This window comes from Falsirhodobacter algicola, from assembly GCF_018279165.1.
Classification (GTDB): Bacteria; Pseudomonadota; Alphaproteobacteria; order Rhodobacterales; family Rhodobacteraceae; genus Falsirhodobacter; species Falsirhodobacter algicola.
Genome location: NZ_CP047289.1, coordinates 1901392 through 1927127, shown reverse-complemented (window position 1 = coordinate 1927127; position 25736 = coordinate 1901392). Strand labels below are relative to the sequence as shown.

The following is a 25736-nucleotide window of genomic DNA, read 5'->3' as shown; positions in this document are numbered from 1 at the left end:
GCACAGATGTTCGGTCTTGGCGATACCCCCGCAGCACCCACCGACGACCTGATCAAGGACAGCAGCGAAGCGACGTTCATGCAGGACGTCATCGAGGCAAGCCGCGAGGTCCCGGTGATCGTCGATTTCTGGGCCCCCTGGTGCGGCCCGTGCAAGACGCTCGGCCCGGCGCTGGAGGCGGCGGTCGTTGCCGCCAAGGGCAAGGTGCGGATGGTGAAGGTCGATGTCGATCAGAACCAGCGCATCGCGGCGCAGCTGCGCGTGCAGTCCATTCCCACCGTCTATGCCTTCTTCCAAGGCCAGCCGGTCGATGCGTTCCAAGGCGCGCTGCCGCAGTCGGAGATCAAGGCCTTCGTGGACAAGCTGGCCGCGATGGGCGGTGATGGCGGCCTTGCCGAGGCGCTGGAAGCTGCCGAGGCGATGCTGGCCGAAGGTGCCGTGACCGATGCCGCCGAAACCTTCGCCGCCATTCTGGAGGAGGAGCCGGAGAATGCCGGGGCCTATGCGGGCCTCGTGCGGTGCCAGCTGGCGGTCGGCGATCTGGATCAGGCTGAGGCGATGGCCACCGCCGCCCCCGCCAAGATCGCCGCCAGCGCCGAGTTGGAGGCCATCCGCGCCCAGATCGCGCTAACGCGCCAAGCCGCCAGCGCCGGCCCCGAGGCCGAACTGCGCGCCCGCGTGGAGGCCGATCCGAACGATCATCAGGCCCGTTTCGATCTGGCGCAGGCGCTTCATGCCTCGGGCAAGGTGGAGGATGCGGTGGACGAGCTTCTCGACCTGTTCCGCCGCGACCGCGAGTGGAATGACGGTGCGGCCCGGACCCAGCTTTTCACCATCTTCGATGCGCTGAAGCCGCAGGATCCGATCGTGCTGAAGGGACGGCGCAAACTGTCCTCGATGATCTTCGTCTGATGCCTTTTCCCGGCCGCGCGGCGGGCTAGGTCCGGCTTCATGATGAAGGCTGCCGACCTGCCCGACACGATCCCCATGTTCCCGCTCGCGGGTGCGCTGCTTTTGCCGCGCGCCCGGTTGCCGCTGCACATCTTCGAGCCGCGGTATCTTCAGATGCTGGAGGATATGATGAAGACGCCCCAGCGGCTGGTGGGAATCATCCAGCCGCGCGAAGGGCCCGCCGCGGCGGGGCGTCTGCACGCCATCGGCTGCGCGGGGCGCCTCACGGGCTTTTCCGAAACGGAGGATGGCCGCTACATGGTCACCCTCACCGGCATTTCGCGCTTCCGCCTCGGCGCGGAGGTGGAGGGGTTCCAGCCCTATCGCCGCGCCAAGGTGGACTGGTCCAGCTTCACCCGCGATCTTGGCGGCGCGGAGGAGGACAAGCGCTTCGACCGCGATGTCTTCATGGCGGCGCTGTCGCGCTATTTCGAGGCGATGGAACTGGCGACCGACTGGTCGAGCCTGCGCGACGCCGACGAGGAACTGCTGATCAACTCGCTCTCCATGCTCTGCCCCTTCCCGCCCGAGGACAAGCAGGCCCTTCTGGAAGCGCCCTCCTTGACCACGCGGCGTGAGACGCTGGTGACGCTGATCGAATTCGCCCTGCGCGGCGGCCTGAACGGAGATACCCTGCAATGAGCCATACCACCTTCGACCGGCGCATGCTGGAGGCGCTGGTTTGCCCGGTGACCCAGTCCACCCTGTCCTATGACGCCGAGCGGCAGGAGCTGATCTCCCAATCCGCGAATCTGGCCTTTCCGATCCGCGACGGCATCCCGATCATGCTGACGACCGAGGCGCGCGAGCTGGAGTGATCAGGGCCGTTCGCCCCGCAGCAGCACGGGCAGCGTCCCCGACAGCCCGGCCGCCTGCCTGATGAACGGACGACGCAGGCCCGGCAGCGCGTTGACAGCCCCCAGCCCCAGATCGCGGCCCAGCCGCAGCAGCGGGTTGTCGTTGGAAAAGAGCCGGTTCATCGCATCCATGCCCAGCGCCATGGCCCGCGTTTCGGGGCGGCGCCACGCTTCGTAGCGCGCAAGCACATCCGGCGCGCCCGGATCCTCGCCCCGGCGGGCGGCGCGGATCACCGTTTCCGCCAAGGCCGCCACATCGCGGAGACCAAGGTTCAGCCCCTGCCCCGCCAAGGGATGCACCCCATGGGCCGCATCCCCCACCAACGCAAGGCGCGGCGCCACGAACCGCTCGGCCAGACTGAGCGACAGGGGATAGGCGAAGCGCGTGCCCACCGGCCGCACCGCGCCCAGCATATCGCCAAGCCGCGCCTGCACCGCCATGCGGTATTCCTCCTCCGGCAACGCCTGCACGCCTGCGGCGACGGCGTTCGCCTCGCTCCAGACGATGGAGGACCGGTTGCCCGGCAGCGGCAGAATCGCCAGCGGCCCGGCCGGCAGGAAGATCTGATGCGCGACGCCACCATGCGGACGCTCATGCTCGATCGCCGTCACGAGGGCGGTCTGATCGTAGCTCCAGCCCGTGCGGCGGATGTTGGCGCGGCGGGCCATGCCGCTGCCGCGCCCGTCGCAGGCGATCACCAGCCGCGCGGACAGCCATTCCCCCGACGCAAGCTGCACGCGGCCTTCGTCTTGGGCGGCGGCGGTTTCGCCGGACAGAAGGCGGATGCGCGGCTCTTCGGAGACGGCCTCGTGCAGCGCGGCATAGAGGAAACGATCCTCCAGCATGCTGCCCATCGGCGCATCCTCGATCTCGGCGCTGTCGAAGGTCAGCACGAAGGGCGACGGGCCGAGGATGGGCCGCGCGCCCGCCGTGCGGATGCGCAGGATGGGCTGGGACAATGCCTCCACCCGGTGCCAGACGCCGACCGCCTGCAACAGCCTGCGCGAGGCCGCCGCCAGCGAATAGGCGCGGCCGTCGAAATCGGCGCCCGCGCGGGCGGGGGCGGGGCGCGCGTCCACCACCGTCACCCCCAGCCCGCCCTGGGCCAGCGCCAGTGCCAGAGGAAGACCGTTGAGGCCGCCGCCGATGATCAGGACATCGTTCATGTCCGAGATGTAGCGGGGCCGGGACGGGATTGTCCATCCACCTCCCGGCAGGTAGCCTGCCCCCCGACAGCAGGGAGATGCGGTATGGAATGGCGCACGCGAACGGCGGCCGAACTTGGACGAGAGATCCAAGCCGGGCGCATCAATGCGGTGGAACTGACCGAGGCGTTCCTCGAGGCGGCCGCCGCGCATCCCGAGGGCGAACGCATCTATGCCCGCCTGACCCCCGAACGCGCCCGCGACGAGGCGCTGGCCGCCGCGACCCGCGCCAAGGATGGGCGGCGGCGCGGCCCGCTCGACGGGGTACCGGTCAGTTGGAAGGACCTGTTCGACACCGCCGGCATCGCGACCGAGGCCGGATCGGCGCTGCTGCGCGGCCGCGTGCCGGACCGGGACGCCCCGATCGTGGCGACGGGCACTGCCTCGGGGCTGATCTGCCTCGGCAAGACGCATATGAGCGAGTTGGCCTTTTCCGGCCTTGGGCTGAACCCCGTCACAGCGACCTCGCCGAACGTGAACGATCCGGCGGCGGTGGCGGGGGGCTCGTCCTCGGGGGCGGCGGCGTCGGTGGCCTTCGGCCTTGCCCCGGCGGCGCTCGGGTCCGACACCGGCGGCTCGGTCCGGGTTCCGGCGGCGTGGAACGATCTGGTGGGCCTCAAGACGACGCATGGCCGCCTTCCGACGCAGGGCCTCGTGCCGCTCTGCGAAACGCTCGATACCGTCGGCCCGCTGGCCCGCAGCGTGGAGGATTGCGCGCTGATCCTCGCCGCGCTCGAAGGGCGCAAGGCCCCCGATCTCTCGGGCAGCGATTGCACGGGCCTGCGTCTCGGCGTGCTGGAAACGGTCGCGCAGGACGATCTGCGCCCCGCCCCGGCCCGCGCCTTCGAGGCCGCCGCCACCCGCCTGACCGAATCCGGCGCCGATCTGCGCCCCCTGCGCTTTGAGCCGCTGCACGAGGCGATGGCCTTTTCCGGCGCGCTGATGACCGCAGAGGCCTATGCCATCTGGGGCGAGCGCATCGCCGAGGACGGCGATCTGATGTTCCCCCCGATTCGCGACCGCTTCCTTGCGGGCCGCGAGGTGCGGGCCACCGATTACATCGCCCATACCCGCCGCCTTGCCGCCATACGCGCGGCGTGGCGAGAGGCGACGGCCGGTTTCGACGCCGTGATCCTGCCCACCGCCGCGATCCTGCCGCCCCATGCCGACCGGCTCCTGTCCGATCCCGACTATTACGCGACCGAGAATCTGCTGGCCCTGCGCAACACCCGCATCGGCAACATGCTCGGCCTCTGCGCGCTGACGATTCCGGCGGGAGAGCCAGGCTGCGGGCTGTCGCTGATGTGCGCGCCGGGGCAGGAGGACCGCCTTCTGCGCCTTGGAACTGCCGCCGAGGCCGCCCTGCGGGATTGACCGGCAGAATCGTGCAGCGGGTCGGCCTTATTCTGGACCCGCGCGGCGCAACCCGCTATCGTGATTGCAAAAGGGACGTCAGATCCCAATCACGAGGCAGTCGATGCAATTACCCGATAGGTTCGCGAGCCTACCCGAATACGCGTTTCCGCGTCTGCGCGCGCTTCTGGACCCGCATCCCGCCGGGGGCGCGGTGATGAACATGACCATCGGGGAGCCACAGCACCCGATGCCGGATTTCGTGGCCCCGCTCTTGGCCGAACATATGGCGGGCTTCGGGAAATATCCGCCCAATGACGGCTCGCCCGCGCTCTTGGAGGCGATCGCCGGCTGGATCGCGCGCCGCCACGGCGTGACGCTGGACCCGTCGCGGGTGATGACGCTGAACGGCACGCGCGAGGGGCTGTTCAACGCCGCCCTTGCCCTGTCGCCCGAGACGAAGAACGGCCAGCGCCCGGCGATCCTGATGCCGAACCCCTTCTATCAGGTCTATACCATGGCCGCCCTCGCCCTCGGGGCCGAGCCGGTGCATGTGCCCGCGACCGCCGAGACCGGATTCCTGCCCGATTACGCCGCCCTGCCGCCCGCGCTTCTGGATCGGGTGACGGTGGCCTATATCTGCTCGCCCGCCAATCCGCAGGGCGCCGTGGCCAGCCGCGCCTATCTGGCCGATCTGCTGGCGCTGGCCGAAAAGCACGATTTCCGCATCCTGTCGGACGAATGCTATTCCGAGATCTGGCGCGAGGCACCGCCCCCCGGCCTTCTGGACGTGGCCCAAGAGGTCGGTGCCGATCCCGAGCGGGTGTTTATGTTCAACTCGCTCTCCAAACGCTCCAACCTGCCGGGGCTGCGGTCGGGCTTCGTGGCGGGCGGGGCGCAGGGCATGGCCCGCATCCGCCAGCTGCGCGCCTTCGCCGGTGCGCCGATCCCGCTGCCGCTGCAGGTGGTGTCGGAGCGGGCGTGGCGCGACGAGGCGCATGTGGACGCCTCCCGCGCGCTCTATCAGCAGAAGTTCGCGATCGCCGAGGCCGTCCTTGGCGACATTCCCGGCTGCCACCCCCCCGAGGGCGGGTTCTTCTTGTGGCTTCCCGTCCCGGACGGAGAGGCTGCGGCGCTGAAACTCTGGACCGAGGCCGGCATCCGCGTGGTGCCGGGGGCCTATTTTTCGCGCGATGCGGACGGGAGCAATCCCGGCCGCGGATTCATTCGGGTGGCGCTGGTCGCCCCCGCCGACGACACGCAACGCGGGCTGAAACGGCTGCGCGACTGCCTCTACGGGGAGGATTGAGAGATGGCATCCTATCACGTCAGGCAGCGCGACCCGCTTCTGGACGAAAACACGCAGGAGATGCTTCAGCGCCGGGGGCGCGAGCTCTTGGGCGTGGGGCTGATGCTTCTGGCGCTGCTGTTCGTGCTGATGCTGGGAAGCTATTCCCCGCATGACAAAGGCTGGATGGTGGAAAGCGACCAGCCGGTGCAGAACACGCTGGGCGCGTTCGGTGCGGCCATCGCCTCCACGCTGATGGTGGTGGTGGGCAAGGGATCTTGGGCGATCCCGGCGATCCTCGGGGCGTGGGGCGCGCGGTTCGCGCTGCATCGCGGGTCCGAGCGGGCCGTGGGGCGGACGATCTTCGGGGTCGTCGCCGTGGCGGCGGCGGCGATGTTCGCCTCCACCCACGCGCCCGGACATGACTGGCAGGAGACGTTCGGCCTTGGCGGGCTGTTCGGCGATACCGCGCTGGCGACGCTTCTGCGCATCCTGCCCCTGCCGATGGGGATCGGGCTGAAGCTGACATCGCTTCTGCTGGGTGCAGGGCTGCTGGTCATCATGCTGTTCGTCACCGGCTTCGATCTGACCGAGCTGCGGCGCATCGCACGCTTCCTGCTGGTGGGGCTGATCCTGACCTATACGCAGATCCTGACGCTGCTGGGCCGTTCGGCGAACGGGGCCGCCCGCATGGCCGCCGAGATGCAGGAACGCCGCCGCGCCCGTGCCGCCGCCCCCCGCTGGGACGACGACATGCTGGTCGAGGAAGAGGCCGAGCCCGCCCCGGTGGATGCGCCGCGCCGCGGCCTCGGCACGCTGGGCGGCGCGATGCGCGGCCTTGGTGCCCGCCTTGCCCCCCGCCCCGCCGAGGAGGAGATCGAGCTTCCCGAACCGCGCGTGCCCGCATGGGGCCGCCCCGACGCCCTGCGCGCCCCCCAGCGCGAGGCCGAGGCCCAGCCCGCCCCGATGGGCCTGCTGGCCCGCGGCGCGCAGATGGTGCGCCGCGTCGTGGAACCCGCCCCCGAGCCGGAGCCCGACATCACCGAAGAGGACGATCTGCCCGAAGACCGGATCCGCGCCCGCATTTCGGACGTGATCCGCACCCGCGCGCATCAATCGGCGGGGCCGATCTCTCCGGTGACGGCGGCGGTGCAGCAGCGGCGCGAGCCGCCCGTGGCCGGACGGCGCAAATCGCCCCAGCCGCTGATCGCCGACACCCGCCGCGCCCGCCAGCCGATGGATCTGCCGCCCGAACCCCCGATGAAGAAACGGGCGCCCGACATCCTGCCGGAGCTGGAGGACGAACCCGTCACCACCGCGCGCCAGCGCCTCGAGGAGGAGCGGAGCCTACCCCAAGTCTCCGAGGCGGAGGACGATGCCTACTGGGCCGAGCAGCTCGATCTCGAGGCCTATGCCGCCGACGAGGACGACTGGCCCGAAGAGCAGCTCGATGCCGCGCCGCTGTCCCGGGCCCCCTCCCCTGCCCCGCAGGCGGCGGTGCCGCGCGCCCAGCGCCCCGCGCCCGCCCGCCCGGCCGAGGCGGAATACGAACTGCCGCCCATGTCGCTCTTGGCCGATCCGGCCACGATCCGCCGCGCCCCCCAAGCCCCCGAGGTCTTGGAGGAGAACGCCCGGATGCTGGAATCCGTCCTCGACGATTACGGCGTGAAGGGCGAGATCGTCAGCGTGCGCCCCGGCCCCGTCGTGACCATGTACGAACTGGAACCCGCGCCCGGCCTGAAGGCCAGCCGCGTGATCGGTCTGGCCGATGACATCGCCCGGTCGATGTCGGCGCTGTCGGCCCGCGTCTCCACGGTGCCGGGCCGCACGGTGATCGGGATCGAACTGCCGAACGTGCACCGCGAAAAGGTGATCCTGCGCGAGATCCTGTCGGGCCGCGACTTCGCCGATGGCGGGCACCGCCTGCCGCTGGCGCTGGGCAAGGATATCGGCGGCGATCCCGTGGTGGCCAACCTTGCCAAGATGCCGCACCTGCTGATCGCGGGGACGACCGGGTCGGGCAAGTCGGTGGCGATCAACACCATGATCCTGTCGCTCCTCTACAAGCTGACGCCCGAGGAATGCCGCCTGATCATGATCGACCCCAAGATGCTGGAACTGTCGGTCTATGACGGCATCCCGCATCTGCTGTCCCCCGTCGTCACCGATCCCAAGAAGGCGGTCGTCGCCCTCAAATGGGTCGTCGGCGAGATGGAGGAACGCTATCGCAAGATGTCCAAGATGGGCGTGCGCAACATCGAAGGCTATAACGGCCGCGTGCGCGAAGCCTTGGACAAGGGCGAGATGTTCAAGCGCACCATCCAGACCGGCTTCGACGAGGATACGGGCGAGCCGGTCTTCGAGACCGAAGAGTTCCAGCCCGTCGCCCTGCCCTTCATCGTCGTGATCGTCGATGAGATGGCCGACCTGATGATGGTCGCGGGCAAGGAGATCGAGGCCTGCATCCAGCGTCTGGCGCAGATGGCGCGGGCTTCGGGCATCCACCTCATCATGGCCACGCAGCGCCCCTCGGTCGATGTCATCACCGGCACGATCAAGGCGAACTTCCCGACGCGGATCAGCTTCTCGGTCACCTCCAAGATCGACAGCCGCACCATCCTCGGCGAACAAGGGGCCGAGCAGCTTCTGGGCATGGGCGACATGCTTTATATGGCTGGCGGATCGAAGATCCACCGCGTGCACGGTCCCTTCGTCTCCGACGAAGAGGTGGAGGAGATCGTGAACCACCTCAAATCCTTCGGGCCGCCGCAATACATGTCGGGCGTGGTCGAGGGGCCGGAGGACGACGTGGCCTCCGACATCGACGCGGTGCTCGGCCTCGGCGGCAACACCGACGGCGAAGATACGCTTTACGATCAGGCCGTGGCGGTCGTCGCCAAGGATCGCAAATGCTCCACCTCCTACATCCAGCGCAAGCTCGGCATCGGCTACAACAAGGCCGCCAAGCTGGTTGAGCAGATGGAGGATAACGGCGTGGTCACCCCCGCCAACCATGTCGGGAAACGCGACATCCTGCTGCCGGAGCAATGAAACGAAAAGAAGGGGCCGCGAGGCCCCTTCTTCATGCGGGGCGCGCTGGCGCAACGGTGATCGCATGGCACTGGAACGGTGATCCATCCAGCCCTAGATATCGGGGCATGAAACCGTTTCGCACCCTTCTGGCTTCGGCCGTCGCCGTCACCCTTTTTGCGCTGCCCGCAGCAGCCGAGAAGCTCCCCCTGTCCGAAATCTCGCGCTATCTGAACGCGCTGACGACGGCGCAGTCGGATTTCACGCAGGTGAATCCGGACGGCTCCGTCTCCACCGGGGAGGTGATGATCCACCGCCCGGGGCGGGTGCGCTTCGAATATGCCAAGCCCGACCGTTCGGTGGTGATGGCGGGCGGCGGCCAAGTGGCCGTGTTCGACGCCAAATCGAACCAGTCGCCCGAACAGTATCCGCTGTCGCGCACGCCCCTGTCGATCATCCTGCAACAGAACGTGGACCTTGCCCGCGCCCGCATGGTGGTGGCCCATACCGAACAGGACGGCGCGACCCATGTGGTGGCGCAGGATCCGGACCACCCCGATTACGGCTCCATCGACATGATCTTCACCGCCAATCCGACGCAGCTGCGTCAGTGGATCATCACCGACAATGCCGGCGCCAAGACGACGGTGATTCTGGGCGAGCTGGAGACGGGCGTCAGCCTCGGCTCCTCGCTCTTCTCGATCCCGCTGGAGGCCCAGCGCCGCGGGCTCTAGCCCTTGCAGCTGGCAAGCTGCTGGCGATACCGCTCTGCCCGCGCGGACACCCGCGCGGCGACGGAAACCAGCCACGGTTTCGCGGCATAGCTGCGCCGCGCAAAGCCCGCCCGCCCCTCGTGATAGGCAAGGTACTGGTTGGTCGTATCCCATGTGGAGATGCCGAGCGTCTGGCTGGACTTGTTCATGTACCAGCCGACGAAATCGGTCGCGTCGTCGATCCGGTCCCGCCGGGCGCGGCGTTTGCCGGTTTCCTTGACGTAATCGTCCCATGTGCCGTCCAGCGCTTGGCTGTAGCCGTAGGCGGTCGTGACGCGGCCCATCGGGATGATGCCCAAAAGGTATTTGTGCGGGGTACGGGCATTCCCGACGAAGCCCGATTCCTGATGGATCGTCGCCATCTGCACATGCACCGGCACGCCCCAGCGCCGCTCGCTCGCCTTCATCGCGCGCCAGTAATCGGGCCGCTGGCTGACGATGCTACACGCGTTATCGAGATCGCGGGGCGCCGAAAAATTACCGCCGCCACACGAGGCCAGCAACAGCAAGAGAATCGACGCACGGAGAAACCTGCTCATTTGCCCCTCGTACGTTTTATATTTTTTCGCAGTCTAGGGCGAAATGCCGGGCAGGGAAATGCCCGGAGACTGAGATTCACGTGATGACGGCGCAGCAGCGCCGATCGGCGTGGACTCCGCCCGCCCGCCGCGCTATGCCCCTGTGCCGAAAGGAGCCTGCATGACCGTCAGAACCGAGGCCAAGTACACATTGGGTCAGGTGCTCCGCCATCGGAAGCATCCGTTCCGTGGTGTCGTCTTCGATGTGGATGCGGTGTTCGCCAATACCGAGGAATGGTACGAATCCATTCCCGAAGGCAACCGCCCCGCCAAGGACCAGCCCTTCTATCACCTTCTGGCCGAGAACGAGCAGAGCTACTATGTCGCCTATGTCTCCGAAGGCAATCTCGTGCCCGACGAGACGGGCGAGCCGGTGGATCACCCCGACGTGCCCGAAATGTTCGGCGATTTCGCGGATGGCTTCTATCCGCTTCAGGTGCAGATGAATTGATGGATTACGATACGCTTTCCGCCACGCTCGACGCGCTTTGCCACGGGGAAACGGATGCCGTCGCCCTGATGGCCACCGTCGCCTGCGAGCTGCATCACGCGCACCCGCTCTCCGACTGGACCGGCTTCTACCGCGTCACCGGGCCGGAGATGCTGAAGATCGGCCCCTATCAGGGCGGGCATGGCTGCCTCGTGATCCCGTTCAGCCGCGGCGTCTGCGGCGCGGCTGCGCGCACGGGCACGGCACAGATCGTCCCGGATGTGGATCTCTTCCCCGGCCATATCGCCTGCGCCTCCTCCACGCGGTCCGAACTGGTGCTGCCGGTGTGGAACGGCGCGGGGCAGCTCTTGGGGGTGCTCGATCTCGACAGCAACACTGCGGCGGCCTTCGATCAGACCGATGCCGACCGGCTGAGCGAGATCATGGCCCGCATCTTCCGGAACGCCGAGTGAGCTTCGTCTACGATCCGCCGGACACGCCCCTGCGGGTGATCCATGCGGATGACCGGATCGTGGTCGTGGACAAACCGCCGGGCCTTCTGTCGGTGCCGGGGCGCGGCGAGGATCGGGCCGATTGCCTGATCGCGCGCCTGCGGGCCGAGTTTCCCGACATCCTGCTGATCCACCGGCTGGACCTCGACACCTCGGGGGTCATGGTCTTTGCCCGGGACAAGGCGGCGCAGGGCGACATCTCGCAGCAGTTCGAAAAACGCCTGACGCGCAAGGTCTATGCCGCGCGTCTGGATGGGCGGCTGGAGCCGGAGACGGGCCGCGTGGATCTGCCGCTGATCGTCGATTGGCCGAACCGCCCCCGCCAGCATGTCGATCACGCGGCGGGCAAGCCTGCCCAGACCGATTGGCAAGTGCTGGCCCATGAGGGGAACACCACGCGCGTCGCGCTGATGCCCCTGACCGGGCGCAGCCATCAGCTGCGCGTGCACATGCGCGAGACGGGGCATGCGATCCTCGGCGATCCCCTCTATGCCGAAGGCGCGGCGCGGGAACATCCGCGCTTGATGCTGCATGCCGAAACGCTGCGCATCCGCCATCCCGGCACCGGGCGCAGCCAGACCTTCGCCGCGCCCGTCCCGTTCTAGGCCAGCATATCGCGCACCATCGGCGCGACCTTCTCGCCATAGAGGCGGATCGCCTCCATCGACCATTCATGCGGCACCGGCCCGCCCGAATATTTCAGATCGAAGCGCGACACATCGAGCGCCCGCACCGTGGCGGCGATCTTGCGCGCCACCGTCTCGGGGCTGCCGACATAGAGGGAGCCGCGATCGCATTCGCGGTCGAAATCCTCGCGGCGCAGCTCGCTCCAGCCGCGGGTGCGCCCGACGAGGCCGTGCATGATGCGAAAGCCGTCGAAGAACTGATCGCGCGCCTCGGCATCGGTTGCGGCGACATGGCCGGGGGAATGCAGCCCGATCGGCAGCCGGGGCTGGCCCGCCTCTTCGCGGATGCGGTGATAGAGATCGACGAAGGGCCGGAACCGCGCCGGTGCGCCGCCGATGATCGCCAGCATCATCGGCAGCCCGTGATGGGCCGCCCGCACCACCGACTCGGGGCTGCCCCCGACACCGATCCACGTCTTCAGCACCCCGCCTTCGACCGGCGGGAACACGCGCTGGCGCACGAGGCCGGGATGGATCGAGCCGGAAAAGCTCACCTCCCGCTCCCGGGAAAGGCGGGTGAAGAGATCCAGCTTTTCGGTGAAGAGGCGTTCGTAATCCGCAAGATCGTAGCCGAAGAGCGGAAAGCTCTCGATGAAGGAGCCGCGGCCGAGGATCACCTCCGCCCGCCCCCCCGACACCGCATCCACCGTGGAGAAGCGCTGAAAGACGCGGATCGGATCGTCCGAGGACAGCACCGTCACCGCCGAGCCGAGGCGGATGCGCCCCGTGCGCGCGGCGATGGCGGCCAGCACCACCTCGGGCGCGGAGATGGCGAAATCCTCGCGGTGATGCTCTCCGATGCCGAAGACGTCGAGGCCGACCGCATCGGCCAGCACCCCTTGCTCCACCACGTCGCGCACCACCTGCGCATGGGTCTTGGCGCGGCCGTCCGGCGTGTTGGTCATGTCCCCGAAGGTGTCGAGGCCGAGTTCCAGTTCCATGGCGAATCCCCCTGTCCTGTCCCGGCAAAAGATGGGTATCGCCCGGGCCTGCGCAACGCACCTTTGCGCAGGCCGGATGTTCGCCGCCGCACAGGCCCGCCCGCGGCGCCGCCCCCCGTCTGGACGGATCGGCGGCATGCGTGTAACTCCTGTAGGCGCAACACCCGCGAAGAAGGCTCGCCGCATGTCCTACACTCCCGCCCAGTCCGAACCGAAGTGGCAAGCCGAATGGGACAAGGCCGACGTCTTCCTTGCGAAGAAGGACGACGCCCGCCCGAAATACTATGTGCTGGAGATGTTCCCCTATCCGTCGGGGCGCATCCACATGGGCCATGTGCGCAACTACACCATGGGCGATGTCGTCGCGCGCTATAAGGCGAGCTGCGGCTTTTCGGTGCTGCATCCGATGGGCTGGGACGCCTTCGGCATGCCGGCCGAGAATGCGGCGATGGAACAGGGCGGCCATCCCAAGGACTGGACCTATGCCAATATCGCGGTGATGAAGGACCAGATGAAGCCGCTGGGCCTGTCCATCGACTGGACCCGCGAATTCGCCACCTGCGATCCCGAATATTACGGCCAGCAGCAGGCGATGTTCCTCGACATGCTGGAGGCGGGCCTCGTCTATCGCAAGTCGGCGCAGGTCAACTGGGACCCGGTGGACATGACGGTTCTGGCCAACGAGCAGGTGATCGACGGCAAGGGCTGGCGTTCGGGCGCGGCGGTGGAGCGCAAGGAACTGACGCAGTGGTTCTTCCGCATCTCCGACTTTGCCGAGGATCTCTTGCAGGCGCTGGACGGGCTGGAGAACTGGCCCGAAAAGGTGCGCCTGATGCAGGCCAACTGGATCGGCCAATCGCGCGGGCTGCAATTCGCGTTTTCCACCGTCGATGCGCCGGACGGGTTCGACCGGCTGGAGGTGTACACCACCCGGCCCGACACGCTGATGGGCGCAAGCTTCGCCGCCATCAGCCCCGATCACCCCCTTGCCCGCCATCTGGAACGGCACGATCCGCGCGTGGCCGAATTCGTGGCCGAATGCCGCCGGATCGGCACCTCCGCCGAGGCGCTGGAAACGGCGGAGAAGCGCGGCCTCGACACCGGGATCAAGGTGCGCCACCCGTTCGACACCTCATGGGAACTGCCGGTCTATATCGCGAACTTCATCCTGATGGATTACGGCACCGGCGCGATCTTCGGCTGCCCAGCCCATGATGCGCGCGATTTCGAATTCGCGCAGCGGTACGGCCTGCCGATCGAGCCGGTGTTCCAACCCTTGGATGCGGGCATCCCCCCCGGTGCCTTCGCGCCGCCGAAGACCGACACCGTCCGCTACATCCGCGGTTTCGCCGGCGAGGCCGAACAGACGGGCGAGGCCGCCGTCGCCGCCGCCATCGCCTTCTGCGAAGAGAACGGCGTCGGTCACGGCGTCACCAATTACCGCCTGCGCGATTGGGGGCTGAGCCGTCAGCGCTATTGGGGCTGCCCGATCCCGGTCGTGCATTGCGACAGCTGCGGCGTCGTGCCCGAGCGCAAGGAGAACCTGCCCGTCCGCTTGCCCGACGATGTCAGCTTCGATCAGCCCGGCAACCCGCTGGACCGTCATCCGACATGGCGCGACACGCCCTGCCCCGTCTGCGGTGCCGCCGCCCGGCGCGAGACGGACACGATGGACACCTTCGTGGACAGCTCGTGGTACTTCGCCCGCTTCACCGCTCCGCACAGCGCCACCCCCACCGGCGACGAGACCGACTACTGGATGAACGTGGACCAGTATATCGGCGGCATCGAGCATGCGATTCTGCACCTGCTCTATTCGCGGTTCTTCTGCCGGGCGATGCACCGCACCGGCCATCTGCCCGCGACGGCGCAGGAGCCGTTCAACGCGCTCTTCACCCAAGGCATGGTCACGCACGAGATCTACATGACGCGGGACGCGCAGAACCGCCCCGTCTATCACCTGCCCGAGGATATCGTGGACGGGCGCACCCGCGACGGCACACCCGTGGAGGTGATCCCGTCGGCCAAGATGTCGAAATCCAAGAAGAACGTCGTCGATCCGATGAGCATCATCGGCACCTATGGCGCCGACACCGCCCGCTGGTTCGTGATGTCCGACAGCCCGCCCGAACGGGACGTGGAATGGACGGCCTCGGGCGCCGAGGCGGCGGCGAAGTTCCTCGCCCGCGTCTGGCGCATCGCCGATGAGATCGCGCGCGACGACGCGGCCCCGAACGATCAGGATGCCGCGCTGGATCGCGCCACCGCACGCGCCATCGCCGATGTGACCCAAGGGATCGAGGGCTTCGCCTTCAACAAGGCGGTCGCCAAGCTCTATGAATTCGCCAACACCCTGTCGCGTAGCACCGCCGGGGCCCCGGCCCGCCGCCGCGGGATGACGGTGATGGCACAACTCCTCTCGCCCTTGGTTCCGCACCTTGCCGAGGATCTGTGGCACATGCTGGGCGGCGAAGGGCTGGTGGCGCAGGCCCCGTGGCCCAAGGCCGACCCCGCCCTTCTGGTGGAGGATCAGGTCACGCTGCCGATCCAGATCAACGGCAAGCGGCGCGCCGAACTGACCGTGCCCGCCGACATGCCCAAGGCCGAGATCGAGGCGCTGGTGCTCGCCGATGAGACGGTGCAGCGTTTCCTCGATGGGGCCGCGCCGAAGAAGCTGATCGTCGTGCCGGGGCGGATCGTCAATGTCGTCGCCTGATCGCCGCACCCTCCTGCTGTCGGGCCTCGGCTTTGGGCTGGCGGCCTGCGGCTTCACCCCCGCCTATGCGCCGAACGGCCCGGCGGCGGGGCTTCAGGGCACGATCCGCCTTGCCGAACCCTCCGACAAGAACGCCTTCGACTTCGTGGAGCGGATGGAGGAGCGGCTCGGCAAGCCGAAGGAGGCGCGCTACGATCTGACCTACCGCATCACCACCACGGTGGAGAGCGTGGGCCTTCAGACCGACAACACCTATACCCGCTACAGCATCATCGGCACGATCGATTGGGGCGTGATCGACCATGCCACGGGCGAGCGCGTCACGGGCGGCGTCGCGCGCAATTTCACCTCCTATTCCGCCACGGGATCGACGGTGGCGGGCCTCTCGGCCGAAGAGGATGCCGGATACCGCCTGATGCGGATGCTGGCCGATCAGATCGTGACGCAACTGGTCGGAACGGCCAGCCGCTGGGCACCATGATCCTGAAGGGCGCCGAGGCCGCGCGCTATTTCGCGCGTCCCGATCCGGGCAAGACGGGCCTGCTGATCTTCGGCGCCGATCCGATGCGCGTCGCCCTGCGCCGCCAAGAGGTGATCGCTGCCCTGATCGGCCCCGAGGGCGAGGCCGAGATGCGCCTGACGCGCATGTCCGCCGCCGATCTGCGCCGCGATCCGGCTATGCTGTCCGATGCGCTGCGGGCGACCGGCTTCTTCCCCGGCCCGCGCGTGGTGCTGCTGGAGGATGCGGGCGATGCCCATGCCCCGGCCGTCGCGCAGGCGCTCTCCGATTGGCAGGCGGGCGATGCGCAGCTGATCACCACGGCGGGCGGGCTGGCCGCGAAATCGGCGCTGCGCAAGGTGTTCGAGCCGTCGCCCCGCATGGTCTGCATCGGCCTTTACGACGATCCCCCCAGCCGCGAAGAGGTCGAGGACATCCTGCGCCGCGCCGGGCTGGCCGCGATGGACCCCGCCGCGATGACCGACCTTGCCGCGCTGGCCCGCGCCCTCGATCCCGGCGATTTCCGCCAGACGGTGGAGAAGATCGCCCTCTATAAACTGGGCGACAACGCGCCGCTGACGCCCGAAGAGGTCGCCGCCCTCGCCCCCGCCACCCAAGAGGCGGAGGTGGACGAGATCCTGCACGCCGCCGCCGAGCATCGCGCTGACCGCATCGCCCCCCTGCTGCGCCGGTTGGAGGGACAGGGCGTGCAGCCGGTGGCCCTGTGCATCGCGGCGCTGCGCCATTTCCGCACCCTGCACGCCGCCGCCAGCCATCCCGGCGGCGCAAGCGAGGGAATCGCCCGGATGCGCCCGCCCGTCTATGGCCCCCGGCGCGACCGGATGCTGCGTCAGGCGTCGGGTTGGGGGATGCACCGGCTGGAACAGGCACTCTCGCTGCTGGTGGATACCGACATGACGCTGCGTTCGGCATCACGCGCCCCACAAATGGCCGTGATGGAGCGGGCGCTGATCCGCCTCTCCATGATGCGGCGGTAGCGCGCCGGGGGCGGAGGGAGTAACATCGCCCCAAAAGACGATAAAACGGAGCAGTGACATGAAGACCCTCGCAACCGCCGGCGCCGTCGCGCTGGCTGTGGCCTCCCCCGCCATGGCCGTGGAACTGACCGGCGGTACGGTCAGCCTCGGCTATTCGCAGATGCTGGACCAGTCGGACCTGAAGCGCCATGGCCTCGAAGGTTCGGCCGAACTGGCCCTGACCCCGGATTTCAGCGTTCAGGTCGATCTGGGCGTGTCGAAGTTCCACGAACTCGACGATACCGAGCATCACGCCACCCTGCACGGCATCTGGCACAACGGCCCGGCCGATCTGGGCGTCTTCTACGGCAAGGAAAAGCTGGAGAGCACGCGCGATTACTACGGGTTCGAACTGGGCCAGTCGGGCGAAGGCTGGTCGGCGCAGCTCTATCTTGGCCGCGGCGAGAATACGGATTGGGACGGCGGCATCGCCGGCATCTCGGGCAAGGCTTTCCTCACGCCGGTCTTCGACATGGGCCTTGCCTATGACACGGTGAACGTGCGCGGCATCGACGCGCGCAAAGTGGCCGTGACCGCCGATTACATGATCGCCCCGCAATGGTCGGTCGGGGCCGAACTGGGCACCTTCGACAGCAACATGGACGAGGTGGACGGATCGCAGGGCTATGTCGGCCTGAACGCGACGATGCATTTCGGCCGCACGGGCGACACGATGTTCGGCAGCCGCGGCGTCCTCGCCATCATCCCCGGACTCTGAGCGCGGCGCGGCCGGCCCAGCGGCCGGTCGCAAGACAACCCGTCAGAAGGTAGCCGCCCGTCGGCGCCTCCCAGTCCAGCATCTCGCCGCAGGCGAAGGTGCCGGGCCGGTCGATCAGTTCGAGGCCGGGGCCCAGCGCCTCGGCACGGATCCCGCCCGCGACGGAAATCGCCTCGTCCAGCGGGCGCGGCCCGTCATGGGGCACCGGCAGCGCCTTCAAGAGCGCGGCGAGCGCCGCCCCATCCGGCAACGGGCGCGCCACCTCCTGCACCAGCGCGGTGGCGGCGGGCGACAGGCCCACCTTGCGCAGGCGGTTGCCGATGCTGCCCTTGCCCGCCAAGCGCGCCGCGATATCGGCGGCGCTGCGATCCGGCAGCAGATCGAGGATCAGCGGCGCGCCATCCCGCAGGGCGCGGCTGACGGCATAGATGCCCCCGCCCTCCAGCCCGCGGGCCGAGAGGACGAATTCGCCCCGCGCCTCCAGATCGCCCGCGCGGATGCGCGCGCCTTTGATCGGCTGGCCCAGATGCGGCGCCATATGCGCCGACCATGTCCGGAGCACACCCATATTCGCCGGCTGGAAGGGTGCGACCGGAACGCCCAGCCGGGCCGCCCATGCGCCGTCGCTGCCAAGGCGCGACCAACTGGCCCCGCCCATCGCCAGCACCTGCACCGGCGCCTCCAGACGGCGCGGCCCGCCGGGCGTGTCGAAGCCCGCACCCGTCCAGCGCCAGCGCGTCTCGATCCGCACCCCCAGCCCGTCCAGCCGCGTCAGCCATGCCCGCAGCAGCGGCGAGCCCTTCATCGCCCGCGGAAACACCCGCCCCGACGATCCGGTGAACACCTCCTGTCCAAGGCACCGCGCCCAATCCATCACCCCGGCCGGGCCGAAATCCGCCAGCATCGGGTGCATCCACGCCGGAAACTGCGCCCGGAATGTCTCGGCCGGTTCGTCCTTGGTCAGGTTCAGCCCGGATTTCCCCGCCATCAGGAACTTGCGCGCGACCGAGGGCTTCTGCTCGGCCACGAGGACGCTGAGGCCGCCGCGCGCCATCTCCTCGGCGGCCATCAGGCCGGCGGGGCCTGCGCCGATCACCAGCGCATCCGTCATGGCGTCAGGCGGCGGATCAGGGCGGAATGCAGCCCCGGCGCGGCCGCCAGAACCCCGGGTGCCATCGGGCGCGGACGGTTAAAGGCCAGCGCGCCGCCGGTCCGATCGCTGACCATCGCCCCGGCCCGCCGCGCGATCAGATCGCCCGCCGCGATGTCCCACTCGAAACTGTCGCGCAGCGACAGCATCCCGTCATGCCGCCCTTCGGCCACGAGGCACATCCGGAACGCGATGGAGGATCGGAAGCTGCGCCGAAGCTGCGGCACCCCGCCCGGCCAATGCTCCGGCATCAGGTTCGGCCGCGTCGTCAGGAGCGAGGCCCCCTCGATCCCCGCGCAGGCGCTGGCCCGGATCGTGCGGCCATCGCGCAATACGCAGGCGGCATCGGCCTCGTACATCCGATCGAGCGCGGGCAGATAGACCGCAGCAGCCCGGACCGCCCCCCGCTCGGCCACGGCGAGCGATATGGCGAAGGTGTCCTCTCCGGCCAGAAAGGCGCGGGTGCCGTCGATCGGATCGACGATGAACACCCGCTCCGCCGTCAGGCGGCGGGCGTCATCGGCGCTTTCTTCGGAAAGCCAGCCGTAATCGGGGCGGGCGCGGCGCAGATCGCGTTCCAGCGCATCGTTCACGGCCAGATCGGCCTCGGTCACGGGGCCGAGGTCGTCCGGCTTTTCCCAGACGCGCGGATCGCGTTTCCAAAAGCGCAGGGCGATGGCCCCGGCGGCGCGGGCCGCGTGGGTCAGAAGCTCACGATCCGGCAAGGGTCAGACCCTCGACCAGAAGGCTGGGCACGCGGGTGGACAGATGCGCGCGCGCATCGTTCGCCGGAATGATCCGCATCAGCATGTCGCGCAGATTGCCCGCGATCGTCAGCTCGTTCACAGGATACAGGATCTCCCCGTTCTCCACCCAGAAGCCGGAGGCGCCGCGCGAATAATCCCCCGTGGTGCCGTTGATCGACGATCCGATCAGCGAGGTGACGAGCAGGCCCGTCCCCATTTCGGCGATCAGCGCATCGCGGCTGCGGGTGCCAGGCGTCAGGTCGATATTGGAGGTGGCCGGCCCCGGAGGGGTCATCGGCCCGCGCGAGGCCGAGGCGGTGCTGGTCATCCCCAGCTTGCGCGCCGTCGCAAGATCCAGCGTCCAGCCGGTCAGAATCCCATCCTCCACGATCGCGCGGCGGCTAGATGGCAGCCCTTCGGCATCGAAGGGGCGCGAGGAGGTGGCGCGGGGGCGGGCCTGATCCTCGATCACCGACAGGCCAGCCGGCAGAACCGCCTCGCCCAGCCGGTCGCGCAGCCAGCCCGACCCGCGTGCGACCGCGGCCCCGTTCACCGCCTGCAGCAAGTGCCCGATCAGGCTGGAGGCCACGCGTTCGTCATAGATCACCGGGAAGGCGCCGGTGCGCGGACGCCGCGCGCCGACGCGGGCCAGCGCCCGTTCGCCCGCCAGCGCGCCCACATCGCCCGCGCCCGGAAGGTCCGATTGGAAGATGCGGGATTCGGCGGCCCAGTCCCGCTCCATCCCCAGCCCTTCGCCGGTGAAGGCCACCGCCGAGACGGAGCGCGAGGTGCGCGCATAGCCGCCCGAAAAACCGTTGGTCGCCGCCAGATGCACCGCCCGGCGGCTGTAGGAGGCCGAAGCCTCCACCTGCACGATGCCGCGATGGGCAAGGGCCGCAGCTTCGGCGCGGCGGGCATCCTCTTCGAGGGCGGCAGCGGTCGGCTCCTCCGCGTCCTCGGCGATCTGAAGGGCGGCAAGATCCCAGCCGCGCGCCAGTTGCGACGGATCGGCAAGGCCTGCATAGGGATCTTCCGGCGCCTCGCGCGCCATGGCGACGGCGCGTTCGGCGGCCATGGCAAAGCTGCTCTGCGACAGATCGGACACCGACACGCAGGCCTGACGCCCGCCGATCAGGACGCGCAGGCCCACTTCGATCGCCTCGGCCCGTTCGGCCTGCTCCAGCGCGCCGGCGCGGATGTCGATGCCGGTGGCGCTCTGGTCGATGGCCAGCGCATCGGCGGTATCGGCCCCCGCCCGTTTGGCCGCATCCAGCAGGCGGGTGGTCAGCGTCTCCAGCGTCTCGGTCATCGGGGTCTCCTTTGCCCCATCGAGGTAATGCCTCGGCAGGGCGCGGGCAAGCTATTGCATGGGCACGCCGTTGATGCTGAGGCCATTGCCGAACTGAATGACGGAGGTCAGCGTGTCCGTCTGCCCCGGCACCGCGCGGCCCAGCGTGCCCAGCGACATGCGGGCGAACATCTCCGCCTGCGGGGAAAGGATGCGCGCCGCCGACAGCCGATCGACCAGCGCCGTGCCGCCGCGCAGCGTCAGCGAGATGCGCCCGCGGCCCAGTTCCGCCAGCGGGCCGGGCGTCACCGGCGCTGCGGGATCGAGCGTGCTCTGCCCCGTCGCGGACAGTTGCGCGCCCACGGCCTGAAGGTCGAAATCCTCCAGCGTCACGGTCTGAACCTCGCCTGGTGCGCCCTCGGTCCGCATCCGCAGCCGCAGTTGCGCCGGGGCGCGCGGCAGTTTGCCCTGCGGATCGAGCAGCGCCCAGCTGGCATCGCTGGCGGTCACGTCCGTCAGCGCCAGCGCCAACGTCGATTCCCCGCCCTGCATCGGCACCGACGTATCGGAGGTCAGATGCGCGACCTTCAGATCGAGCGGCCCCGGCAGATCCGGGTGTTCCACATGCAGATCGGCATCCTCCACATCGGTGTCGTAATCCACCGTGTCGGCGGCGACCGACAGGTTCACCACACCCGGCCCGGTGCCGCCCTCGGCCCGTGTCACGCGCCCCTGCGCCCCGCTTTCGGCGCGGAAGGTGGAGGCGGCATAGGCAAGGCCCGACTGCCCCAGAAAGCCCGTCGGCCCCGCTTGCCCCAGCGCGGTCAGCGTCACGTCCTGCATGCCCCAATCGAGCGTGCCATCCGCGCCCTTCATCGACAGATCGACCCGCCCGGCGGTGCCGGTCCCGTCCACCGCATCGCCCGAACCGTAGAGGCCCTTCAGATCGCGCAGTGCCAGCGTCACCGCCACCGGCAGCGCCGTGCCATCGGCGCGCGTCGCATCGTCCAGCACCGCCGTCACGCTGCGCGCCGTCATGTCGTAGCGGATGGCCCCCGGATCGCCCGAGGCGATGGTGACCATCCCGTCCTGCGTCAGATCCACATGCGAGGTGACGGGCCCCGAGGCCCCATCCTCGGAGACGAGCGTCAGCGGCACGCGTTCGGACATGGTGATGCGCACGGTGCCGTCGCCCTGCCCGGCAAAAGTCATGCGGTCGATCGTGCCGTCGAGGCGGCTCGCGCCTTCGGTCTGGGTGATCCGAAGGCCGGTCACGACAAGGCTGTCGCCTTCGCGCTGCGCCGTGCCCGTCAGGGTCTGATCGCGCCGTTCGGCCGTGGCCTGCCAATCGCTCCAGACCTGTTCCGGCGTCACGGCGGCCCCGGCGGTGGTGGTGGCGAGCAGCAGCGCGGCAACCCCGGCGCTGGCCAGATGGCTCGGTTTCATGCGTTGACCTTCCTTGGGAAAAGCGGTTCGCCTGTAGATCGGCATCATGGGTGCCGGGGTCAAGCGGAAGGGATCGGAATGGACATGCAGGGCAAGGTGGTGGCCATCACGGGCGCGGGCCGCGGTATCGGTCTGGCGGCGACGGAGGTCTTCGCACAGGCCGGGGCGCGCGTCGTCATGCTGGGGCGCGATGCGGCGGCGATGCAGCGCCATGCCCCGCCCGGCGCCGAGGCGCTGCGCTGCGATGTCGCATCCTGGACCGAGGTGGAGGATGCGGTGGGCCGCATCCTTGCCGCGCATGGCCGGCTGGATGTGCTGATCAACAATGCCGGCGTGATCGACCCGATCACCCCCTTGGCCGAGGCGGACCCCGCCGCATGGGGCCATGCGATGGATGTGAACCTCAAGGGCGTCTTCCACGGTCTGCGCGCCGCCATCCCGGTGATGCGGGCGCAGGGCGGGGGCACGATCGTCACCGTCAGTTCCGGCGCGGCCCATCGCCCGCTGGAAGGGTGGAGCGCCTATTGCGCCTCCAAGGCCGGGGCGGCGATGCTGACCCGCGCCGCGCATCTGGAGGAAGCGGCCAATGGCCTGCGCATCATGGGCCTGTCGCCCGGCACCGTCGCGACCGACATGCAGCGCCAGATCCGCGCCAGCGGGATCAACGCCGTCAGCCAGCTCGATTTTGCCGAGCACATTCCGGCCGACTGGCCGGCCCGCGCGCTTTTGTGGATGTGCGGACCGGCCGGGGACGATCATCTGGGGGAGGAGCTGTCGCTGCGCAGCGAAGAGATCCGCCGCGCAGCCGGTCTGATCTGACGGCTCAGTGACCGCCGGCGCCCTTGGCGGCGCCGCCCGGCTTGCGCATCAGAAGCGCGGTCAGCGCGAGGCCGCCGAACAGGCAGGACAGCAGGAAGAACACGTCGATGAAGGACATCACCGTCGCCTGCGCCGACACGCGCGAGGCCATCTGCATCAGCGCGCCCGTCTGCCCGTCGATCCCCTGCGCCGACAGGTTGGCGGCCAGAAGGTCCATCTGGCGCATCGCCTCGGGGTTGGACCATGTGACGCTGTCGGCCAGCCGGGCGTAATGCAGATCGCTGCGGTTCGACAGCAGCGTGTTGATGATCGCCAGCCCCACCGCACCGCCGAGGTTGCGCGTCAGGTTGAACAGGCCCGACCCGCCCTTGATCCGTTCGGGGCTGAGCGTGCCGAGCGCGAGGTTGTTGATCGGCACCATGCACAGCATCAACGAACAGCCGCGCAGGATCTGCGGCAGCAGAAGCTCGTGGAAGTCCCAATCGGCCGTCAGCCCGGTCAGCATCCATGTGGACATCGAAAAGCCGAAGAAGCCCACCAGCAGCATCAGCCGGGGATCCAGCTTGCCCGCCAGCTTGCCCGCCACCGGCGCCGTCGCGAACATCGCAAGGCCCGAGACGAAGACCGTCTGCCCCACCATCAGGCTGTCGTAATCGCGGATCTCCGACAGATAGAGCGGATAGAGATAGGTCAGCCCGTAGAGCCCGATCCCCATCACGAAGCTGAAGATCGACCCGATGGAGAAGTTGGCATTGGCGAAGGCGGACATGTCCACGATCGGCTCGTCGCGCGTGAAGGCGCGCCAGAAGAACAGCATCCCCCCCAGCACCATCACCACCGTCAGCACGGCCACCGCCTCGTCCTGCAACCAGTCGTTGGAGGGGCCTTCCTCCAGCACGTATTCCAGCCCGCCGAGAAAGGCCGCCATGGCCGCGAAACCGATCCAGTCGAAGCGGCGCATCAGCGGCCAGTTCGGCTTGTCGAAATCGATCAGCATGAAGGCCCCGATTGTGACGGCGATGCCCGGCACGACGTTCACGAGGAAAAGCCAGTGCCAGCTAAACGTCGCCGAAAGATAGCCGCCGACGGTCGGCCCGATCGTAGGGGCCAGCGTGGCGACGAGGCCGATGATCGGGCTGACGACGTTGCGTTTTTCGGGGGGGAAGATGGTGAAGGCCGCGGCAAAGACCGCCGGGATCATCCCGCCGCCCAGAAAGCCCTGCAACGCCCGCCAAAGGATCATCTCGCCCATGGAGGTGGAGGTGGCGCAGAGGAAGCTCGCCGCCGTGAACCCCGCCGCAGCGGCGGTGAACAAAAGCCGCGTGGACATCACCCGCGCCAGAAAGCCCGACAGGGGGATCATGATCACTTCGGCGATCAGATACGAGGTCTGGACCCAGCTGATCTCATCCGGGCCGGCGGACAGGCCGGCCTGAATCTCGGGCAGCGAGGCGGAGACGATCTGAATGTCGAGGATCGCCATGAACATGCCGAACACCATCACGAAGAATGCGATGACGCGGCGGCGGGTCAGCGGCTCGGACACCGGTCCTACTCCGCCGTGCGGCGGTCGACGCTGACGACGGCCGACAGCCCGCCGCGCAGCGCGCCCGTCGCCAGCGCATCGTCCGGAATGGAGATGCGGACGGGCACACGCTGCACGACCTTGGTGAAGTTGCCCGTCGCATTCTCGGCCGGCAGCAGCGAGAAGACAGACCCCGTCGCCGGCGCGGCAGAGGTCACGCGGCCCTCGAATTCGTGATCCGGCAGGGCGTCGAAGGTGATGTGCACCACCGCCCCCGGAACGACGCCGGGCATCTGCGTCTCCTTGTAGTTCGCCTCGATGTAGAGGCCGTCATCGGGCACCAACGCCGCCAGTTGCGAGCCGGGGCTGACGAGATCGCCGACCTCCACCGCGCGGTTGGCCAGCACCCCATCGAAGGGCGCGCGCAGCACGGTACGGTCCAGATCGCGCTGCGCCTGATCCACCGCCAGTTCCAACTGGCGCCGGTCGCCTTCGGATTCCTCGCGCTGGGCGCGCAAGACGGCGACCTGCGCCTCGGCGCTGCTGATCGCGGCCTCGGCGCTGGCAAGGTTGGCCTTGGCGGTCGAAAGTTCTTCGTTGGCCCGGTCGAGATCGGCCTTCGCCGTGGCCTGCCGGTCGAACAGGCTCTGCGCGCGTTCGGCGCTCGATTGGGCGTTGGTCAGTTGCGCCTGCGCCGACTGGCGCTGCGCACGGGCCTGTTCGACGCTCGCCTCGGCGGCGGTGATCTGTGCGTCGATCCGCGCCAGCGTCGCATCGGCGGTGGAGAAGCGGCTGCGCGCCGTCTCCAAGGCGTTGCGGTAATCGTCATCCTCCAGCCGCACCAGAACGTCGCCGGCGGCGACATGCTGGTTCTCGGCCACCGGCAGTTCGGCGACATAGCCTTCGACGCGGGCGGCCACGCGGGCGCTGTCGGCCTGCACATAGGCGTCGTCGGTCGTCACCATGAACCGCCCTTCGGTCCAGTAGCGCCAACCGAACCACGCCGCCGCCGCAAGGATCACCACGGCAAAGACCGGCAGGAGGCGCGCCTTCAGGCTGCGCGACGGCGCCGCATCAGCAGTCTCGTTTCCCGAATGAGTCGCATCCACCATCTGTCTTCTCCATCGAACCGCGCGGTTCGGCGCAGATATGCCGCACCTGGGCGCAGATCAAGTCTTTATCGAACC

Annotated in this window: 24 protein-coding genes; 15 read left to right on the top strand and 9 right to left on the bottom strand. The window is 68.7% G+C overall.

The features are described 5' to 3' along the window. Positions 1-6 precede the first annotated feature (6 nt). From trxA to GR316_RS09575, 3 genes are read left to right on the top strand one after another with little or no spacing between them, the layout of a single operon-like run. On the top strand, positions 7-912 hold the full coding sequence (gene trxA / locus GR316_RS09585) for a thioredoxin (protein WP_211783705.1): 906 nt from the start codon (positions 7-9) through the stop codon (positions 910-912). Between the two features lie 39 nt (positions 913-951). Beyond that, positions 952-1593 carry an LON peptidase substrate-binding domain-containing protein gene (locus GR316_RS09580; RefSeq protein WP_211783704.1) on the top strand — a complete coding sequence of 214 codons (642 nt, stop codon included), beginning with the start codon at positions 952-954 and terminating at the stop codon, positions 1591-1593. Then, positions 1590-1769 carry a Trm112 family protein gene (locus tag GR316_RS09575; RefSeq protein WP_211783703.1) on the top strand — a complete coding sequence of 60 codons (180 nt, stop codon included), beginning with the start codon at positions 1590-1592 and terminating at the stop codon, positions 1767-1769. The genes GR316_RS09580 and GR316_RS09575 overlap by 4 nt, the downstream gene beginning before the upstream one ends. Here the strand turns inward: GR316_RS09575 and GR316_RS09570 are convergent, their stop codons facing one another. Next, entirely contained in the window at positions 1770-2984 is a 1215-nt protein-coding gene (locus GR316_RS09570) for an FAD-dependent monooxygenase (RefSeq protein WP_211785180.1), read from the bottom strand. Positions 2985-3059: 75 nt separating this feature from the next. Here GR316_RS09570 and GR316_RS09565 point away from each other — a divergent pair, with 75 nt between their 5' ends. The 4 genes from GR316_RS09565 to GR316_RS09550 all read left to right on the top strand — a co-directional run bounded on the left by GR316_RS09565 (position 3060) and on the right by GR316_RS09550 (position 9419). Beyond that, positions 3060-4388, top strand: coding sequence for an amidase (locus tag GR316_RS09565; protein WP_211783702.1), 1329 nt, complete (start codon positions 3060-3062; stop codon positions 4386-4388). Positions 4389-4491: 103 nt separating this feature from the next. Next, positions 4492-5676 (top strand): aminotransferase class I/II-fold pyridoxal phosphate-dependent enzyme, encoded by a 1185-nt coding sequence (locus GR316_RS09560; RefSeq protein WP_211783701.1) that lies wholly within the window; start codon positions 4492-4494, stop codon positions 5674-5676. Between the two features lie 3 nt (positions 5677-5679). Next, positions 5680-8706: a DNA translocase FtsK gene (locus tag GR316_RS09555; protein WP_211783700.1), complete on the top strand. Its 3027-nt coding sequence runs from the start codon at positions 5680-5682 to the stop codon at positions 8704-8706. Positions 8707-8813: 107 nt separating this feature from the next. Further along, positions 8814-9419 (top strand): LolA family protein, encoded by a 606-nt coding sequence (locus GR316_RS09550; RefSeq protein ID WP_211783699.1) that lies wholly within the window; start codon positions 8814-8816, stop codon positions 9417-9419. Here the strand turns inward: GR316_RS09550 and GR316_RS09545 are convergent. Beyond that, positions 9416-9997 (bottom strand): transglycosylase SLT domain-containing protein, encoded by a 582-nt coding sequence (locus tag GR316_RS09545; RefSeq protein WP_211783698.1) that lies wholly within the window; start codon positions 9995-9997, stop codon positions 9416-9418. The genes GR316_RS09550 and GR316_RS09545 overlap by 4 nt on opposite strands. Before the next feature lie 160 nt (positions 9998-10157). On the opposite strand from GR316_RS09545, the gene hspQ reads away from it, so the two are divergent. Genes hspQ through GR316_RS09530 form a run of 3 tightly spaced genes read left to right on the top strand, consistent with a single transcriptional unit; the run spans position 10158 to position 11583 of the window. Continuing rightward, complete coding sequence (hspQ, locus tag GR316_RS09540) at positions 10158-10487, top strand: heat shock protein HspQ (protein WP_211783697.1); 330 nt, start codon at positions 10158-10160, stop codon at positions 10485-10487. Beyond that, entirely contained in the window at positions 10487-10939 is a 453-nt protein-coding gene (locus GR316_RS09535) for a GAF domain-containing protein (RefSeq protein ID WP_211783696.1), read from the top strand. The genes hspQ and GR316_RS09535 overlap by 1 nt, the downstream gene beginning before the upstream one ends. Next, entirely contained in the window at positions 10936-11583 is a 648-nt protein-coding gene (locus GR316_RS09530) for a pseudouridine synthase (RefSeq protein ID WP_211783695.1), read from the top strand. The genes GR316_RS09535 and GR316_RS09530 overlap by 4 nt, the downstream gene beginning before the upstream one ends. Here the strand turns inward: GR316_RS09530 and GR316_RS09525 are convergent. Further along, on the bottom strand, positions 11580-12605 hold the full coding sequence (locus GR316_RS09525; RefSeq protein WP_211783694.1) for an LLM class flavin-dependent oxidoreductase: 1026 nt from the start codon (positions 12603-12605) through the stop codon (positions 11580-11582). The genes GR316_RS09530 and GR316_RS09525 overlap by 4 nt on opposite strands. 184 nt (positions 12606-12789) lie before the next feature. Here GR316_RS09525 and leuS point away from each other — a divergent pair, with 184 nt between their 5' ends. From leuS to GR316_RS09505, 4 genes are read left to right on the top strand one after another with little or no spacing between them, the layout of a single operon-like run. Next, positions 12790-15321 (top strand): leucine--tRNA ligase, encoded by a 2532-nt coding sequence (gene leuS / locus GR316_RS09520; RefSeq protein ID WP_211783693.1) that lies wholly within the window; start codon positions 12790-12792, stop codon positions 15319-15321. Continuing rightward, positions 15308-15802 carry an LPS assembly lipoprotein LptE gene (lptE, locus tag GR316_RS09515; protein WP_211783692.1) on the top strand — a complete coding sequence of 165 codons (495 nt, stop codon included), beginning with the start codon at positions 15308-15310 and terminating at the stop codon, positions 15800-15802. The genes leuS and lptE overlap by 14 nt, the downstream gene beginning before the upstream one ends. Beyond that, positions 15799-16818, top strand: a complete 1020-nt coding sequence (gene holA, locus GR316_RS09510) for a DNA polymerase III subunit delta (protein WP_211783691.1) — start codon at positions 15799-15801, stop codon at positions 16816-16818. Before lptE ends, holA begins: the two co-directional genes overlap by 4 nt. A 58-nt stretch (positions 16819-16876) precedes the next feature. After that, positions 16877-17575, top strand: a complete 699-nt coding sequence (locus tag GR316_RS09505) for a hypothetical protein (protein WP_211783690.1) — start codon at positions 16877-16879, stop codon at positions 17573-17575. On the opposite strand, the gene GR316_RS09500 is transcribed toward GR316_RS09505, so the two are convergent. Genes GR316_RS09500 through GR316_RS09485 form a run of 4 tightly spaced genes read right to left on the bottom strand, consistent with a single transcriptional unit; the run spans position 17559 to position 22205 of the window. After that, a complete protein-coding gene (locus tag GR316_RS09500; RefSeq protein WP_211783689.1) occupies positions 17559-18686 on the bottom strand; it encodes a TIGR03862 family flavoprotein in 1128 nt (375 codons plus the stop codon). The two genes, GR316_RS09505 and GR316_RS09500, sit on opposite strands and share 17 nt — an antisense overlap. Next, positions 18683-19450: a 3'(2'),5'-bisphosphate nucleotidase CysQ gene (locus GR316_RS09495; protein ID WP_211783688.1), complete on the bottom strand. Its 768-nt coding sequence runs from the start codon at positions 19448-19450 to the stop codon at positions 18683-18685. The genes GR316_RS09500 and GR316_RS09495 overlap by 4 nt, the downstream gene beginning before the upstream one ends. After that, positions 19437-20780: a TldD/PmbA family protein gene (locus tag GR316_RS09490; protein ID WP_211783687.1), complete on the bottom strand. Its 1344-nt coding sequence runs from the start codon at positions 20778-20780 to the stop codon at positions 19437-19439. The genes GR316_RS09495 and GR316_RS09490 overlap by 14 nt, the downstream gene beginning before the upstream one ends. A 51-nt stretch (positions 20781-20831) precedes the next feature. Then, positions 20832-22205, bottom strand: coding sequence for a hypothetical protein (locus GR316_RS09485; protein WP_211783686.1), 1374 nt, complete (start codon positions 22203-22205; stop codon positions 20832-20834). 78 nt (positions 22206-22283) lie between these two features. Between GR316_RS09485 and GR316_RS09480 the strand changes: the two genes are divergently transcribed. Then, complete coding sequence (locus GR316_RS09480; RefSeq protein WP_211783685.1) at positions 22284-23024, top strand: SDR family oxidoreductase; 741 nt, start codon at positions 22284-22286, stop codon at positions 23022-23024. Positions 23025-23028: 4 nt separating this feature from the next. Here GR316_RS09480 and GR316_RS09475 read toward each other — a convergent pair whose 3' ends face one another. Then, positions 23029-24570, bottom strand: coding sequence for a DHA2 family efflux MFS transporter permease subunit (locus tag GR316_RS09475; protein ID WP_249218757.1), 1542 nt, complete (start codon positions 24568-24570; stop codon positions 23029-23031). Between the two features lie 5 nt (positions 24571-24575). Continuing rightward, a complete protein-coding gene (locus GR316_RS09470) occupies positions 24576-25661 on the bottom strand; it encodes an HlyD family secretion protein (RefSeq protein ID WP_211783684.1) in 1086 nt (361 codons plus the stop codon). Between the last annotated feature and the right edge of the window lie 75 nt (positions 25662-25736).